Below are 16,185 nucleotides of genomic sequence, written 5' to 3' on the forward strand. Positions count from 1 at the left end.
GTTATGGCGGTGCGGGATTGGGCCATCCGGGGTTCACGCTGAGTCAGCGGCATGGCTAGGCTCCGGGCATGCCGGACACGCAGTACGAAGACCTCCTCCGCCACGTCCTCGACACGGGCACCCGCAAGGGCGACCGTACCGGCACGGGCACGCGGTCGATCTTCGGGCACCAGCTGCGCTACCGCCTGTCCGAAGGCTTTCCGCTGATCACCACGAAGAAAGTCCACTTCCGCTCGATCGCCTACGAGCTGCTGTGGTTCCTGCGCGGCGACGCGAACGTCTCGTGGCTGCGCGAGCACGGCGTCACGATCTGGGACGAGTGGGCGGCCGAAGACGGGGACCTGGGCCCGGTCTACGGCGTGCAGTGGCGCTCATGGCCGACCCCGGACGGCGGACACATCGACCAGATCGCCGAGGTCCTGCGCACGCTGCGTGAGAACCCGGACTCGCGGCGGATCATCGTGTCCGCGTGGAACGTCGCCGACATCCCGCGCATGGCGCTGCCGCCGTGCCACGCGTTCTTCCAGTTCCACGTCGCCGACGGCAAGCTGTCCTGCCAGCTGTACCAGCGCAGCGCGGACCTGTTCCTCGGCGTGCCGTTCAACATCGCGAGCTACGCGCTGCTGACGCACATGATCGCCGCCCAGGTCGGGCTCGGCGTCGGCGACTTCATCTGGACCGGCGGCGACTGCCACGTCTACGACAACCACGTCGAGCAGGTGCGCACGCAGCTGGCCCGGGACGCGCGGCCCTTCCCGGCGCTGGAGCTGAAGCCGGCGGACAGCCTGTTCGAGTACACCTACGAGCACTTCTCGATCGAGGGCTACGACCCGCACCCGGGCATCAAGGCGCCGGTGGCGGTGTGATCGGGCTGGTCTGGGCGCAGGCGGCGAACGGGGTCATCGGGCGGGACGGCGGGCTGCCGTGGCACCTGCCGGAGGATCTGCGGCACTTCAAGGAGCTGACCGCGGGGGCGGCCGTGCTGATGGGCCGCCGCACCTGGGTGTCGCTGCCGCCGCGGTTCCGGCCGCTGCCGGGCCGGCGCAACCTCGTGCTGTCGGCGACCCCGCAAGAGGGCGCCGAGACGTTCGCGGACCTGCCGTCGGCGCTCGCCGCGGTGCCCGGTGACCTGTGGGTGATCGGCGGCGCGGCGGTCTACCGGGCCGCGTTGCCGATCGCGGACCGGGTCGTGGTCACGGAGCTCCGGGAGTCCTTCGACGGGGACACGTACGCGCCGGAGGTGGGGCGGCCGGCGGACTCCGCGGGGGAGTGGCTGACGTCCTCGACCGGGCTGCACTACCGCTTCCTGACCTGGGGCTGAGGCCGGCTCCGCCGCCCGGGCCGTTGCGCTCCCCGGGGTCGGCGCTATACGGTTGGGTCGAACTAGAACACGTTACAGTTCTGGTGGTCGGCCTGACCTAGGAGCGGACATGGCGAAAAGGGCGGCGCGCGGCGACGAGGCCGACTACGTCGTCGTCGGGTCGGGGAGCTCGGGCGCGACGATCGCGGGACGGCTCGCTCAGGCCGGGGCCAGCGTGATCGTCCTCGAAGCCGGGAAGAGCGACGAGCAGCTGCTCATCAAGAAACCCGGGCTCGTCGGGCCGATGCACGCCGTGCCGCAGCTCAAGAAGCCGCTCGACTGGGGCTACTACGGCGTTCCACAGAAACACGTTCTCGATCGCCGGATGCCGGTGCCGCGCGGCCGGGTCGTCGGCGGCTCCAGCTCGATCAACGGCATGGTCTACGTCCGCGGCAACCGCGCCAACTTCGACTCCTGGGCCGCCGAGGGCAACACCGGCTGGGACGCCGACAGCGTCAACGCGGCCTACAAACGCATGGAGGACTTCGAAGACGGCGAGAACGCCTTCCGCGGCGCGGGCGGGCCGATCCGGGTCACCCGCGCGAAGAACCCCCAAGAGGGCTCGCTGCAGTTCGTCGACGCCACCGCCGACGCGCTCGGCTGCAAGATCCTCGACGACTACAACGCCGAGTCCCAAGAAGGCGTCAGCCGGATGCAGCAGAACGCCGCCGACGGCCTGCGCTACAGCGCCTCGCGCGGCTACCTCCACAACGCGCCCTCGACATTGCAGCTGCAGTCCCGGGTGCTGGTCGAGAAGGTGCTCGTCGAGAACGGCCGCGCCGTCGGCGTCGAGGTCCTCGACCGCGGCCGGCGGCGCACCATCCGGGCCGCCAAGGAGGTCATCCTCTCCGCCGGCGTCATCGGCTCCGCGCAGCTGCTCATGCTGTCCGGCATCGGCCCCGCCGAGCACCTGAAGGAACACGGCATCGGCGTCGTCGCCGACCTGCCCGTCGGCGACAACATGCACGACCACATGTTCCACGCCCTGACGTTCCACGTGACCACCAGCAAGAACAAGGGCACGGCGCCGTACTTCGCCCGCGGCCTGGCCCGGGAGCTGCTGCGCCCCGGCACGACGTTCCTGGCGAACTCGGTCTTCGAGGCGGTCGCGTTCCTGCGGACCTCGCAGGCCGGGGCGATCCCCGACCTGCAGCTGCACCTCCTGCCGTGGGCGTACGTCTCGCCCAACCAGGACGCGCCGATCCGGCACGACGTCGACAAACGCCCCGCGCTCACCGTGCTGACGACGCTCATCTACCCGAAGAGCCGCGGCACGCTGCGCCTCACCTCGGCCGATCCCGCCGCGGCACCGGACATCGACTTCCAGTACCTGTCCGACCCGGCCGACCTCGAGCTGCTCGGCGAAGGCTCGGAGATGGTGCGCGAGATCTTCGCGTCCAAGGCGTTCAAGGGCGCGGTGAAGGAAGAGATCCACCCGGGCAAGGATCTCCGGGGCCAGGCCCTGCGCGACGCGATCCTCAACCGCGCGACCTCGGTCTACCACGGCGTCGGCACCTGCCGGATGGGCGTCGACGAACTCGCCGTCGTCGGTCCCGACCTGCGCGTGCGCGGGGTCGAGGGGCTGCGGGTCTGCGACGCTTCGATCATGCCGTCGATCACCGGCGGCAACACCAACGCGCCCTGCATCATGATCGGGGAAATGGGCGCCCAGCTCGTCCTCGGGAGCAAGTCATGACCGTCACGCCGCTCGAACTCGCCCGTCCGGCGTCGGTCACCGACGCGTTCCTGCGGCAGCTCGTGGCCCGGGTGCCCGGCTCGTCCGGCGCGACCTGGAAGCTCACCGAGGTCTACACCGGCGACGTGCTCGTCGAGCTGCCGCAGTCCACACCGGAGGACATCGAGCGGGCGTTCGCCGTCGCGCGCGAGGCCCAGCGGAAGTGGGCCGCCACGCCGGTGAAGGAGCGGCTGGCGGTGTTCCGGCGGGCGCACGCGCTGTTCGTCGAGCACGCGCGGACCGTCGCCGACCTCATCCAGGTCGAGAGCGGCAAGAACCGGCGGATGGCGATCGAGGAGACCTGCGACCCGCCGATGGTGATGAGCCACTACCTGAAGCGGGCCGCGAAGCTGCTGGCGCCGACGAAGCGCGGCGGCCCGGTCCCGATGCTCACGACGTCGACCGAGGTCCGGCTGCCCAAGGGGGTCGTCGGGATCATCGCGCCCTGGAACTTCCCGTTCGCCACCGGGGTTTCCGACGCGATCCCGGCGTTGATGGCCGGCAACGCGGTGGTGCTGAAGCCCGACAACAAGACCGCCCTGTCGCCGCTCTACGGCGTCCGGCTGCTCCAGGAAGCCGGCTTGCCCGAGGGGCTGTTCCAGGTGGTGTGCGGCGAGGGCCCGGACGTCGGCCCCACGCTGATCGACCGCGCCGACTACGTGATGTTCACCGGTTCGACGGCGACCGGCCGGGTGATCGGCGAGCGGGCGGGCCGCAACCTCATCGGCTGCTGCCTCGAGCTCGGCGGCAAGAACCCGATGATCGTGCTGGCGGACGCCGACCTTTCCGAGGCCGTTCCGGGCGCGATCTTCGGCGCGTTTGGCAACACGGGCCAGATCTGCATGCACATCGAGCGGATCTACCTGCCGGAATCCCGGTACGAGGAGTTCAAGACGGCGTTCGTGGCGGCCGCCTCGGCCCTCGACGTCCGCGCGGCGTACGACTTCGGCCCCGACATGGGCTCGCTGGTCTCGGTCGACCACATGCGCCGCGTCAAGTCCCATGTGGACGATGCGGTCGCCAAGGGCGCCACCGTGTTGTGCGGCGGCAAGCCCCGCCCGGACCTCGGCCCGGCGTTCTTCGAGCCGACGATCCTCGAGGGCGTCACGTCGGAGATGCTTTGTGGCGTCACCGAAACGTTCGGCCCGGTGGTGGCGCTGCACAAGTACCGCACCGTCGACGAAGCCGTGGCGCTGGCCAACGACACGGACTACGGCCTGAACGCGTCGGTCTGGAGCACCGACGTCCCCGCGGCGCGCGCGGTGGCGGCCCGGATCGAGTCCGGCAACGTGAACGTGAACGACGTCCTCGCGACCGCGTACGCGGCCAAGGGAACGCCGTCGGGCGGGGTGAAGAACTCCGGCGTCGGCGCCCGGCACGGCGATCAGGGGCTGCTGAAGTACACCGACGTGCAGAACCTGGCCGTGCTGAAGAAGCAGGTGATGGGGCCCCGGCCGGGGCAGGGGTACGAGAAGTACGTCGAGAGCATGCTGTCCGGGCTGAAGCTGATGCGGAAGCTGCGGATCCGGTAGCGCTCAGCCGTCCACGAGCAGTCCCCGCAGCGGCCCCTGCAGCCGGGCCGCGCGGCGCGAGGCGCCCGGCAGCAGCACCAGCCGGTGGGTCCGCTGCTCACCCCGGCGTTCCCGCTCGGCCTGCTCTTCGGCCAGCGGCCGCCACAGGTTGTCCACGATGTCCGCCGGCTCCCGGTCGGCCAGCTCGAAGACCGGACGCCCGAGGTGCTCGGCCCACAACCGCAGCCGGGTGTCCCGGACCACCTCGGGGTCGTCGGTCGCGATGTTCACCTCGGTGTCGTTGAACAGCGAATGCTCGTTCAGGTTCGCCGAGCCCACGGTGAGCCACGAGTCGTCCACGAGGCCGAGCTTCGCGTGGACGTACACCGGGGCCGCCGAGTCACCGTCGTGGGCGCTGATCGTCGTGGCGAGCAGGCGGTGGTGGCCGTCGTCGGCGTCGAGCAGCCGGCCCAGCTGGCCGCGGGTGGTGTCCGAGCCGTTGCTCGGCTTGCGCGGCAGCAGCAGGACCACGCGGAACTCCTCGGACGGCGGGTTCCGCAGCTTGTCGAGCAGCACCTCGGCGATCTCCGGCGACCACAGGAACTGGTTCTCCAGGTAGATCAGCCGCTGCGCCGAGCGAAGCGCGCGCAGGTAGCCGTCGAGGACGGTGAACTCGCCCTTGGGCAGGAAGTCGTAGGTGTCGTTCGGCACGGTCCGCAGCAGCTGGACGCGGCTGCCGCCGGCCGGTGCCGGGACGGCCGGCTGCGGCAGGTCCTCGCCCGCCACCTCGGTCCACCGCCGCCGGAAGTGGTCGGCGACATCGGCGACGACCGGGCCGTCGAGCCGCGCCATGAGGTCGTGCCACCCGATCGGCCGCGGCGGGTGGTCCGGGCTGTCGTGCCGGTCGCCTTCCAGCGCGGTGAGGTCCACCCCGCCGACGAACGCGACGGCGTCGTCGACGATCACCAGCTTCTCGTGGTGGCAGTGCATCGTCCGCTCACGGGCGTCCAGCACGCAGCGCACATCGGTGCCCTCGGTGAACTTCCGCTGTTCGGACCGCGCCAGCTTCCGCGACGGCTGGAACGCGGGAAAGGGTGGACCGGCCCACAGCAGCACCCTGACCTCGACCCCGCGCCCGGCGGCCTCGGCGAGCAGTTCCCGCAGGGTGGGCGACCCGGGCTCCCGCGTCAGCCGGAAGTCGGCGCTGGCGTGCCAGTTGGCGATGTGAATGTGGGATTTCGCCGACCGGATGCCCTCGGCAACGGCGGGCAGCGACTCCTCGCCGTCGATCAGCACCTGCACGCGGTTGCCGTCCCGGACCGGCGCCCGGCCGCCGAGCGGGTCTTGCGCTCCGCGGGGTTCGAGGACAGCACCCCAGCCGAGCCGCTGCAGCCGCCGCCGGTGGTGGGCACAGAGGACCCCCTCGAGCCCGTCGCCCAGCCGTTCGTCCACCTTGTCCAGAAAGGTCTTCACCCGTCCCATATCACTACAGATCGGCCCGGCCCGCCGTGCAGTAACAGCGAGTGATCCAGTGGCGACTCGAATTTCATGGAGCCTTTGGTGTTCAAGGTCGGTTCGACCGTCGTGAGCTCCGCCGTCAAGTCGTGGCTCACCAGCCGCAAGAGCGGGCTCGAGCGGGAGAGCTCGCTGTCGGAGCTGGTGCAGGCGCGGGTGGGAGGCGGCTTCTCCCGCCGGCGCTTCGACCGGGAAGTCGAAGCGCTGGTCGACGTCGTGTCCGAGCGACTGCTGCTGTTGTGCCGGCAGGAAGTCCCGAACCTCGACGACGGCGAGCGGGCGGCGGCTTTGGCGGAGGTCGCGTCCGCCTTCGAACGGGCCGATCTGGCCGACGCCGACTTGTTCGAGGTCGACGTCGACCCGGCCCAGCTCGCGCACCGCCTCCGCGCCACCCTGCCGGACGCCGCGGAACGCGCGGGTCTCAGCGAGGCCGCGACGTGGTTCCACCGCCGGGTCCTCGAGGAGTGCTGCACCTATTACGTCCGCCTCGTCGTGCACTTGACCCCGTTCGCGGCCAGGGCCGGCGCGGAGCTGCTCGGCCGGGTATCGGGGTTGGCCGAGCAGCTCGAACGGGTCCTCAACCGGCTACCGGCGCCCTCCCTGATGGCGCCCGACGGTACGGCGTCGGATACCGCGTTCCGCTCCCGGTACCTGCGGCAGATCAGCGAGACCTTGGACGATCTCGAGCTGTTCGGTGTGGATACCCGCAGCTACCGTCCCCGGACGACGCTGAGCGTCGCGTACGTGAGCCTGACCGTCCGCGGCACCGGTGTCGGCTCCCGTGGACCTGCCCACGAGATTCTCTCGTGGCGGGCCGATCCGGGGCGCACCGAGGACGGCTCTGTCCGGGCCGAGCACGCGTTGGCGACGGCCGGCCGCATCCTGATCCGCGGCGAAGCCGGCTCGGGCAAGTCGACGCTCCTGCGCTGGCTCGCGGTCAACGCCGCACGAGGAACTTTCCGTGACGAGCTGGCCGGCCTCAACGGGTACGTCCCGTTCCTGGTCAAGTTGCGCAGCTACTCCGGTCGGAGGCTTCCTTCGCCCGAGGAGTTCCTCGACGGGACGGCGCAAGCCCTGACCGCCCTGATGCCGTCGGCCTACGTCCATCGCCAGCTCGCCTCAGGACGTGCCCTCGTCCTGGTCGACGGCGTCGACGAACTCGCCGCCGACGAGCGAGGGGCGGTCCGAGCGTGGCTCCAAGACCTGTGTCAGGCCTTTCCCGAGAGCAGGCTCATCCTCACGTCACGGCCGGCCGCGGCGGCCGAGACGTGGCTGAGTGCGGAAGGGTTCAGTTCCGCCTGGATCGAGCACATGAGCCAGGCCGACGTACGCGCCCTTGTCCGCCACTGGCACAAGGCGGTACGCGACGCCGGAAGCATGCCGTGCGCCGAGGAGGACCTACCTCGGTACGAGGGTGTTCTGCTCGGCCGCCTGGACGGCAACGCCCACCTGAGAGCTCTCGCGACGACACCGCTGCTGTGCGCGATGTTGTGCGCCTTGAACCTGGACCGTGCCTCGTTCCTCCCGCGCAACCGGCTCGAGCTCTACGTCACCGCGTTGTCGATGCTGTTGGAACGCCGTGACGTCGAGAGGCGCATCCCCGCCTCGCTGAAGATCGGCAACCGGGAAAGCCGCCAACTGCTACGGCACCTGGCTTGGCGGCTGTCGGTGAACGGCCGCTCCGAGCTGAGCAGGGAGGAGGCACGCAGGCGCCTCGCCGAACGGCTCGCGACCATGCCGAGAGTCGATTACGACGCGGACGTCCTGCTGGAGCACCTTGTGCAGCGGAGCGGGATCGTCCGCGAGCCGACACCGGGCCGGATCGACTTCGTGCACCGCACGTTCCAGGAGTTCCTGACCGCGGAGGAGGCCGCGGACCAGGGAGACGTCGGCTTGCTGGTGCAGAACGCGCACCTGGACCAGTGGCGGGACATCGTCGTGCTGGCCGCGGGCCTGGCCAACGCGCCGCTGCGCGAGGAGTTGTTCAAGGGGCTGTTCGACCGGGCCGACGCGGAACCGAGAACGCGACGCAAGCTCCGGCTCCTCGCCGCGGCGGCGACGGAGTCCGCGCCTGTTCTGACGACCGAGCTCGCCGAACGCATGGAGAGTTCCCTGGCCGCGCTGATCCCGCCGCGGGGAAAAGCCGAAGCCCGGTCGCTGGCCGCCGGCGGAGAGGTCCTGCTGCCGCGGCTGCTCGATACACCGGCCGACCTTTCGGAGGCCGCGGCAGCGGCCACCGTCCGGACCGCGGCGTTGATCAACGGCCCGGAAGCGTGGCCGGTACTGGAGAGGTTCAGCCGCGACCCGAGGCCGGAAGTGCAAAAGGAGTTGATCGCGGCCTGGCGTTACTTCGATCCGGACGAGTACGCCGCACGCGTCCTCGCCGACGCGCCATTGCTGGACGGGCACGTGTGGATCGACGACCAAGCGCTCCTGCCCGGAGTCCACCGACTTCGCCACCTGGGCAACCTGACAATCGATCTTCGCGATCTCACGGACTTGGAAGTGCTGACGCGGCTACCGTGCCTGCGTGGTGCCCAACTTGCCGGCGACTTCGAAGACCTCGCTCCGCTGACACGGTGCACCGACTTGGAATCGGTGTTGCTGGCGCCTCACGGCGCGGTCGATGCCCATGTCCTCATCGGTGTGCCGAAATTGCGTCACCTGTACTTCTACCCCGGGGTCGGGTCGCCGACAGACCTCGAGATTTTCCGGCCTATGACGGGCCTGGTTTCCTTGGCATTACAGTGGCTCCAAGAGGTGAGCGACTTCTCCGCGCTCGGCGACCTGGAGGCACTGACCTCGCTGAGCCTCTATCATTATCCTGAAGGCGCGGACTTCGGGTTCCTCCGCAATTTGGCGACTCTTCGATCGCTGGATATCGGGGAAGCCCCCGAAGGGGTGGGACTGGGCATCCGGGGTGGTTTGCGTCAACTGGCCGAGGATGCCCCCGGAATCGACAAGCTGGGATTCCTGGATGTTCGCCCCCTCGGCGAACTCGGCGAGCTCTCGCGCTTTCCCGCCTTGGAGAGGCTGTCCCTCCGCCGCTGCCAGGTCGAGGACCTTTCTCCGCTTTCCACCGTGAGAGGACTTCGAACTCTCGAGGTATTGACGCCGGTCGACCCGAATTGGTGGGCGCAGATCGCGCGGATGAACCAGCTCACCACCTTGGACATCATGTCCATTCGCGGGGATCGAGGGGATATCGATCTTTCCGAGCTGGGTGACGCCAAGCTGACCGTGCGGACCTACGCCGACCGGCATCGAATCGTCGGCGCAGGCCCGGGAATCAAGGTGAAATCGCGCTGAGCCTCCGTCAGAGGTCGAGCACCAGCCGCGGCGAGCAGGCGCGGGACACGCAAAGCATCATCACCTCGTTCTCCAGCCGCTCATCCGCGGTCAGCACCGAGTCCCGGTGGTCCGGGGTCCCGCCGAGCACGCCCGTCTCGCAGGTGCCGCACGTGCCCTCCCGGCACGACGACAGCACCGTCACCCCGGCTTCCTCGACCACCTCGAGGATCGACCGGTCCGCGGGCACCGGCAGCACTCGCCCCGACCCGGCCAGCTCCACCTCGAACGCCGTCCGCGGCCCCTCGTCCAGCCGTGCGGTGAAGCGCTCGACGTGCAGGTCCGCCGGGCCGAGCGCCTCCACCGCGGCCAGCAGCGGTTCCGGGCCGCAGCAGTACACCGCCGTGCCGGGCCGGGCCGCGGCCAGCAGTGTCGGCAGGTCCAGCAGGCCGTGTTCGTCCTGGGGCCGGAACAGAACCCGGCCGCCGTGGCGGGAGAGTTCTTCGGTGAACGCCATCGACCCGCGAGTCCGGCCGCCGTAGACCAGCTGCCAGTCGCGGCCGGCCGCGGTGACCTGGTCGAGCATCGGCAGGATCGGCGTGATGCCGATGCCACCCGCGATGAACAGGTAGCGCTCGGCGGCCACCAGCGCGAAGTGGTTGCGTGGCCCGTCCACCTGGAGGAGATCCCCGGCGAGCAGCGAGTCGTGCACGTACGCCGAGCCGCCGCGGCCGTCGGGCTCCCGCAGCACCGCCACCTGGTACGCCGACCTGTCCCCGGGATCGCCGCACAGCGAGTACTGCCGCACCGAGCCGGGCAGGACGACGTCGATGTGCGCCCCGGGCTCCCACGGCGGCAGCGGCTCGGAGCCCGGCGCGCGGAGCGTCAGCCGGACGACGCCGTCGGCCAGCTTTTCCTTGCGGTCCACCAGGAGTTCGCGGGTCATGAGTGTCCTTCGGGGTGGGCGAGCAGCCAGTCCCACAGCTGCACGGGGTCTTCGAACTCGCGCTCGGCGCCGCAGTGGCAGACCGCGCGCAGCCGGTCGGTGCCGAGCACCCAGTGGATCCGGTAGACGCGGTCCCCGGCGAGCATCGGCCGGTTCACGAGATCACCGGCGCAGCCATCCGCTGCAGCATCCGGCGGGCCGCCAGGCCGCCGGTGTCGATGTTGATCGACAGCTCCTGGTACCCCTCCGGTTCGGTGGCGATCACCCGCTCCAGGACGTCGAGGGCTTCGACGTCCTGCAGCACCACCGTGCGGTTGTTCTCCGCCAGGAACGCCGACACGCCTTCGTCGTCGAGCGCGAAGTCCCGGGCCACGGCCCAGAAGTCGTGCGTGGAGTGCTCGGTCTCGGGCGTGATCGCGTAGACGACCTCGACGTGGAAGGCGTCCGGGTCGCTGCCGTCGGGGTTCGGCACGGACCCGACCGGCGCGATGCGGCTGTGCAGCTTGTACAGGCACGGCGGGGTGTACTCGATGTCCTGCCAGCGCGTGATGCGGCCCTCCAGGCCGGTCGACTTGGCGTAGAAGGGCGGGCACGCCGCGTCGGCCATGTGCCGCGAGACGTAGACGACGCCGGCCTCCTCGTCGACCTCGGTCGTGATCGGCGTTTCGGCGACCTCCGGCGTGCCGATGTAGCCGCCGTGCAGGTAGGTCTCGTGGGACAGGTCCAGCAGGTTGTCCACCAGCAGCGAGTACCGCGCCTTCAGCGGCTCCAGCCCGCGGACCGTGGTGTAGTCCGGCGAGGCGAGCCAGGGTGCCCGCGGAATCGCGGCCGCGTCGGCCTTCGCCGGGTCGCCGATGAACACCCAGACGAAGGAGTCCTGCTCCACCAGCGGGTAGTGCGTCAGCCGCGCGGTCCGCGGCACCCGGGTCTGCCCGGGCACGGCCACGCACTTGCCGTCCACGCCGTAGGTGAAGCCGTGGTAGCCGCAGATGACCTGGTCGTCGACCAGCCGTGAAGGCGCCTGCGACAACGGGAACCGCCGGTGCACGCACCGGTCGGCCATCGCGGTGACGCTCCCGTCGCGGGTCCGCCAGAACAGGATCGGCTCGCCGCAGATGGTGCGGCCGAACAACTCGGCGCCGATCTCCGAGCCGTAAGCGGCGACGTACCACTGGTCGCGGGGAATGGCGCTCATCGGGGACGTCCTTTCGTGGTGGGCCGGGTCACAGCCTGGGGGAACGGCCCCGGCACCACGAAGGGCTATTTCATAAGATGGAAAGAGCGCGGGAAATCGCGCGGGCGCTGGTCATGACCAGCGGAGCGAGCGCGTGCGGCGACACGCTCCCGTACCGCACGACGAGCGACACCGCCGCGACGACCTGGCCCCGCGCGTCGTGGATCGGCGCGCCGACCGACACCGCGTCGAGGGTCACCTGGCGCTCGCTGATGGAGAACCCGTGCGTCCGGACGTCGGCCAGCATGTGCCGCACCCGGTCCGGGTCGGTCACGGTCTCGCTGGTGTACCGGTCGATCGGGCGGCCGAGCACGTCCTCCTGCACCTCGGCGGGGGCGTGCGCGAGCAGGACGAGCCCGACGCCGGTCGCGGTCAGCGCGAACCGGCCGCCGACGCGGGTCAGCACCGGCACGGCACCGGTCCCGGCGATCCGCTCGATGTAGACGACCTCGGTGCCTTCGCGGACGGCCAGCTGGACGTTCTCGCGCGTGATCTGCGAGAGATCCTCCAGGAACGGCAGGGCGAGCTCCCGCAAGCCCAGGCCCCGGGGCGCGAGCGAGCCCAGCTCCCACAGCCGCAGCCCGACCCGGTAGACACCGGTCTCGTCGCGCTCCAGCGCACCCCACTCGCAGAATTCCCGCAGCAGCCGGTGTGCGGTCGCGGCCGGCAACCCGGTCCGGCGCGCGACCTCGCTCAGCCGCAGCGCCGGCCGATCGGGCGAGAACGCCTCGAGCACCCGCAGAGCGCGCCCCAGCACCGGCCCGGTGGCCCCGGGAACGCGACCTCGACGCGGCACGGCGACCTCCGGCGGATGGGTTCGGGCATTCACTATGCCCCGCGCGGCGCCGGTGCGCGGCCGCCGGTTCGGTGCGCGATCTCGCTCAGCCGCTCCGCCGGCCGGCCTGCCGAGAACGCCACCGGAATCCGCCGCGCGCCCGGACCGGCTCAGAGGTCCACGATGCCCCGCGCGGCCCGGCGCGCTGCGGTGGCGTCGCGGCGTTCCTCGAACCGGGACGCCTGGCTGTCGAGGCCCTTGATGAACGTGGCGAGTTCCTCCCGCGCGGCCTCGCCGACCGCGCCGAGGCCGGTCAGGTCGAAGACCTTCCAATACCGCAGCAGCGGCTGGACGACGTCGTCATGGTGGATGCGCAGGTCGTAGATGCCGGCCTTGGCCATCAGCGCCGCCTTGCGCTGGAAGCTCGGGATCACCGCGCCCGGCATCGCGAAGTTCACCACCTCGTCGGTGATCGCGCGCATCATGGCGTCGGGCGAGATCTCCAGTGCCGCCTTGACGAGGTTGCGGTAGAAGACCATGTGGAGGTTCTCGTCGGTGGACACCCGGGCCAGCAGCCGCTCGGCCAGGGGGTCCTGGGTGTAGCGGCCGGTGTTGCGGTGCGAAAGCCGGGTCGCCAGCTCCTGGAACGAGACGTACGCGCAGACGTTCAGCAGCGGCTTGTCGCCGGTGTCGTACCCCGCCTGCATGGTCTCCATCCGCATCCGCTCCAGCTCGACGGGGTCGACGGCGCGGGTGACCAGCAGGTAGTCGCGGATGCAGATGCCGTGGCGGCCCTCTTCGGCCGTCCACCGGTGCACCCAGGTGCCCCACGCGCCGTCGCGGCCGAAGGCGCGCTCGATCTCGCGGTGGTAGCTGGGCAGGTTGTCCTCGGTGAGGAGGTTGACCTCGAGGGCCGTGCGCGCGATCGGGGTCACCCGGGACTGCTCCGGGTCCCACGCCTCCCCGCCGAGCTCGGCGAAGTCGCGCCCCTGGCTCCAGGGGACGTACTCGTGCGGCATCCACTCCTGGGCGGCGGCGAGGTGCCGGTTGAGGTTCTCTTCGACCGTGCCTTCCAGTTCGTGCAGCAAGCGGGTCGTTTCGGGGACCGGCATAGGGAACGTCCTTCCGTACCTACGCAACCGTAACTTACGGTGTCGTAGGATACGACAACGGACGCGGGCGCCGGGTGGTTCCCGGGGCTCAACGCGGGGCGGCCACCAGCTCGAAGACGTAGTCCTTGAGGAGGGGCCCGAAGAAACTGCTCCCGGTGATTCGCACCACAGCGCGCCCGGGGACACCCTGAGCCTGCTCGAGAATCTCGCACTTCACGGCGGGATCGGCCGGGAGGACCTTCGTGAGTTTCGGGGACGTACCGGCCGCCACCGGAACCGTGTACGACGCCGCGCCGGCGTCGAAGCCGCCGATCGTCCGGCCGCCGAGCACGATCGCGATCGAGAGCGGCCCGGCCGTCGGGACCGGCAGGCCGTTGAATTCCTGCCAGTAGCGCACGCAGGTGTCCCGCCAGGTGCCCGCGTCGGCCTCGTGGGCGGCGAGCTTGGCCTTCACCTCGGTGAAGCGCCGGGCGTCGACGTGGGGTTCGAGCGAGTCCCACGCCCGGCGCATCCACGACACGTAGTGGACGCCCGTCTGGTAGCGGTACACCAGTTCGTCCCAGAAGATCCGGCCGTTGCGCAGCCGCCGGTCCCACGGCACGTGGTGGAACCACATCAGCAGGTTTTCGGGCACGGTCTCGATGTCGCCGTACCGGGCCGCCAGCACCGGGAAGTACTGCGCGGTGAAGCCGCTGCCGGTGGGGGAGCGGTCGTAGCCGAGCCCGGTGCGGTCGGCCCGGTTGTAGTACACCGGGCTCCAGTCGTCCCGCGCCAGCCGTTCGGCGGGGTTGGGGCCGTAGTGGTCGCTGGAGCGGAACTGGTGCGCGACGCCGAGCGGCGTCTGGTAGCTCACCAGCGCTTCCCGGGAGCCCATCATCATCGCCACGATGGTCCGGACGGCGAAGTCGCGGTTGCTCCACGTCAGCCGGACCCAGTCTTCGGCGATGCCGCGGGCGTCCAGGGTCCAGTCCCACGCCAGCCTGCCGAAGGCGTACAGGTTCGCCTGCGCGAAGTGGTGCCCGGTCAGGTCGTCGGCGTTGCCGAAGTTGGCCACGCCGACGATGGCGCTGTCCGGGTGGCCCTGGGCCGTGCCGTCCACCACGTGGCCCACCAGGCGCTTCGCCAGCAGCCGGCCGTGCTCGCCGGTGGCGAACGTGTCGGACTTGAGGACCTCTTCCCAGAGCGGGCCGAGGTAGCACAGCATCGTGTTCTGCCCGGTGTACTCCTGGGTGACCTGCAGTTCGATGGCCTGGTTGGTGTGTTCCATCCGGCCGAAGAGCGGGTTGGCCGGCTCCCGCGCCTGGTAGTCGAGCGGGCCGTTCTTGGTCTGCAGGAACACGTTCGCGGCGAACCGGCCCTTCGTGCCGTCGGGCTGGACCTCCTCGTCGATGGGGCCGAACTCCAGGTAGGCGCGCTTCAGCCGGTCCGCGTCCACGTCGGCGTTGTAGACGAAGGTCCGCCAGAAGATCCGCATCCCGAGCGGCGCCACCGCCGCCGCCATCCCGTTGGCGCCGTCACCGTGGTCGTAGCCCAGGTCTTGGGGGCCCGGCTGGCCCTCGGAGTTCGCCTTCACGGTGAACCCCATGAAGTCGGGGATCGCGGCCTGCAGCTGCCGGGCCCGGCGGGTCCACCAGCCCTGGAACTCCGCGCTGTAGGGGTCCAGCTGTTCCCGCGTGAGGGTGTCCGGCGCGAACCGGGCGTCGGTCGGGGCCGCGTAGTTGATGGAGACGGCCAGCTTGATCCCGTACGGGCGCAGCGCGTCCGCCAGCGCGGCTTCCTGCTCGATGGCGGCCGGGGTGAGGTAGAAGCTGTTGGCGTTGACGTTGTTGATCGTGAGGCCGTTGATGCCGACGGACGCCATCGCCCGCGCCGCCACCAGGTACCGGTCGAGGATCACCGGCAGGTTCAGCCCGGCGGAGGCGCCGGTGGCGGTGAAGTCGAAGATCGCCCCGTTCTCGCCGTTCAGCCCGCCGGTGCCGGCCGGGTTGTTCCCGGCGTAGAGGCGCTCGGTCTCCCAGTAGTTCAGGTACCGGTGGTTGATCCGGGGGACCGACGAGAGGTCCAGGCCGTTGACCGGTTGCTGCGCCTGGAGCCGCCGGAGGAAGGCGAACGTCCCGTACAGCGCGGCGACCTCGGTGTTGCCGGCGATGACGACGGCCCGGTGCCCGTCCCGCGACAGCGAGCGGACGAGGTACCCGTCGGTACCGAGCGGCGCCAGGTCGCGCCGGGGAACGAGCCGGCGCACGAGGGGCGAGCTGTCCGGGGTGCCCACGACCACGGCGCGATCGGGGAACCCGCCCCGCACCGGCACCGGCCGCCCCAGCAGCCCGCCGAGGCCGCGGGCGAGCTCGTCCCGTGCCGCGGCCAAGGTGCTCCGCACCAGGTGCTCGGTGGAGCCGGGGGCCATGCTCAGGTCCGCCGTGTGGCGGTGGACCAAGGTCTGCTCGGCGTTCTCCACGACGATCGCGCCGAGCGTCGCCCGGTACCGGGCGAGGAGGCCGGGATCGGCGACCCGCTCGTACCGAAGCCACAGGTCCGAGCCGTCGTAATCGCCCGGGAAGGCGCCCGGCGGAGCCGCTTGTGCCGGAGCGGCACCGAACATCGAGGTGGCCACGGCAGCTCCGCTGCCGATCAGGAAGGAACGCCGGCGCAGCCGGCTCTGCTCGTTCTCGTCGCTGAGAGACACCGTGCCCCCGTCGTGTGCACGAG

12 protein-coding genes are annotated in these 16,185 nt (G+C 70.6%); 5 read left to right on the plus strand and 7 right to left on the minus strand.

Translation table 11 applies throughout. The features are described from left to right. Positions 1-68: 68 nt before the first annotated feature. The 4 genes from AB0M30_RS04655 (at position 69) to AB0M30_RS04670 (ending at position 4,627) form a co-directional block, all read left to right on the plus strand. Positions 69-866 (plus strand): thymidylate synthase, encoded by a 798-nt coding sequence (locus AB0M30_RS04655; RefSeq protein WP_364579815.1) that lies wholly within the window; start codon positions 69-71, stop codon positions 864-866. Continuing rightward, positions 863-1,321, plus strand: coding sequence for a dihydrofolate reductase (locus AB0M30_RS04660; RefSeq protein ID WP_364579817.1), 459 nt, complete (start codon positions 863-865; stop codon positions 1,319-1,321). The genes AB0M30_RS04655 and AB0M30_RS04660 overlap by 4 nt, the downstream gene beginning before the upstream one ends. 109 nt (positions 1,322-1,430) lie before the next feature. Further along, positions 1,431-3,056 carry a GMC family oxidoreductase N-terminal domain-containing protein gene (locus tag AB0M30_RS04665; protein WP_364579820.1) on the plus strand — a complete coding sequence of 542 codons (1,626 nt, stop codon included), beginning with the start codon at positions 1,431-1,433 and terminating at the stop codon, positions 3,054-3,056. Further along, positions 3,053-4,627 (plus strand): succinic semialdehyde dehydrogenase, encoded by a 1,575-nt coding sequence (locus AB0M30_RS04670; protein WP_364579823.1) that lies wholly within the window; start codon positions 3,053-3,055, stop codon positions 4,625-4,627. Before AB0M30_RS04665 ends, AB0M30_RS04670 begins: the two co-directional genes overlap by 4 nt. A gap of 3 nt (positions 4,628-4,630) precedes the next feature. Here AB0M30_RS04670 and AB0M30_RS04675 read toward each other — a convergent pair whose 3' ends face one another. Then, entirely contained in the window at positions 4,631-6,088 is a 1,458-nt protein-coding gene (locus AB0M30_RS04675) for a phospholipase D-like domain-containing protein (RefSeq protein ID WP_364579826.1), read from the minus strand. Between the two features lie 78 nt (positions 6,089-6,166). On the opposite strand from AB0M30_RS04675, the gene AB0M30_RS04680 reads away from it, so the two are divergent. Further along, complete coding sequence (locus tag AB0M30_RS04680) at positions 6,167-9,430, plus strand: NACHT domain-containing protein (protein ID WP_364579828.1); 3,264 nt, start codon at positions 6,167-6,169, stop codon at positions 9,428-9,430. A 7-nt stretch (positions 9,431-9,437) separates the two neighbouring features. On the opposite strand, the gene AB0M30_RS04685 is transcribed toward AB0M30_RS04680, so the two are convergent. The 6 genes from AB0M30_RS04685 to AB0M30_RS04710 all read right to left on the minus strand — a co-directional run bounded on the left by AB0M30_RS04685 (position 9,438) and on the right by AB0M30_RS04710 (position 16,162). After that, entirely contained in the window at positions 9,438-10,355 is a 918-nt protein-coding gene (locus AB0M30_RS04685) for a PDR/VanB family oxidoreductase (protein WP_364579831.1), read from the minus strand. After that, positions 10,352-10,513, minus strand: a complete 162-nt coding sequence (locus AB0M30_RS04690; protein ID WP_310969942.1) for a hypothetical protein — start codon at positions 10,511-10,513, stop codon at positions 10,352-10,354. The genes AB0M30_RS04685 and AB0M30_RS04690 overlap by 4 nt, the downstream gene beginning before the upstream one ends. Further along, positions 10,510-11,550: an aromatic ring-hydroxylating dioxygenase subunit alpha gene (locus AB0M30_RS04695; protein WP_364579834.1), complete on the minus strand. Its 1,041-nt coding sequence runs from the start codon at positions 11,548-11,550 to the stop codon at positions 10,510-10,512. The genes AB0M30_RS04690 and AB0M30_RS04695 overlap by 4 nt, the downstream gene beginning before the upstream one ends. 70 nt (positions 11,551-11,620) lie before the next feature. After that, positions 11,621-12,385, minus strand: coding sequence for an IclR family transcriptional regulator (locus AB0M30_RS04700; RefSeq protein WP_364579836.1), 765 nt, complete (start codon positions 12,383-12,385; stop codon positions 11,621-11,623). 149 nt (positions 12,386-12,534) lie between these two features. Beyond that, positions 12,535-13,476: an acyl-ACP desaturase gene (locus AB0M30_RS04705; RefSeq protein WP_360175520.1), complete on the minus strand. Its 942-nt coding sequence runs from the start codon at positions 13,474-13,476 to the stop codon at positions 12,535-12,537. 88 nt (positions 13,477-13,564) lie between these two features. Beyond that, positions 13,565-16,162 carry an alpha-glucuronidase family glycosyl hydrolase gene (locus AB0M30_RS04710; protein WP_364579840.1) on the minus strand — a complete coding sequence of 866 codons (2,598 nt, stop codon included), beginning with the start codon at positions 16,160-16,162 and terminating at the stop codon, positions 13,565-13,567. Between the last annotated feature and the right edge of the window lie 23 nt (positions 16,163-16,185).

Origin of the sequence: Amycolatopsis sp. NPDC051716 (assembly GCF_040681595.1) — a bacterium.
Taxonomy (GTDB): Bacteria; Actinomycetota; Actinomycetes; order Mycobacteriales; family Pseudonocardiaceae; genus Amycolatopsis.

Excerpts from the sequence above, each read along its gene's own strand:
- AB0M30_RS04655 (WP_364579815.1), top strand. The coding sequence starts at position 69 with ATGCCGGACACGCAGTACGAAGACCTCCTCCGCCACGTCCTCGACACG.
- AB0M30_RS04665 (WP_364579820.1), top strand. The coding sequence starts at position 1,431 with ATGGCGAAAAGGGCGGCGCGCGGCGACGAGGCCGACTACGTCGTCGTC.
- AB0M30_RS04670 (WP_364579823.1), top strand. The coding sequence starts at position 3,053 with ATGACCGTCACGCCGCTCGAACTCGCCCGTCCGGCGTCGGTCACCGAC.
- AB0M30_RS04675 (WP_364579826.1), bottom strand. The coding sequence starts at position 6,088 with ATGGGACGGGTGAAGACCTTTCTGGACAAGGTGGACGAACGGCTGGGC.
- AB0M30_RS04685 (WP_364579831.1), bottom strand. The coding sequence starts at position 10,355 with ATGACCCGCGAACTCCTGGTGGACCGCAAGGAAAAGCTGGCCGACGGC.
- AB0M30_RS04695 (WP_364579834.1), bottom strand. The coding sequence starts at position 11,550 with ATGAGCGCCATTCCCCGCGACCAGTGGTACGTCGCCGCTTACGGCTCG.
- AB0M30_RS04705 (WP_360175520.1), bottom strand. The coding sequence starts at position 13,476 with ATGCCGGTCCCCGAAACGACCCGCTTGCTGCACGAACTGGAAGGCACG.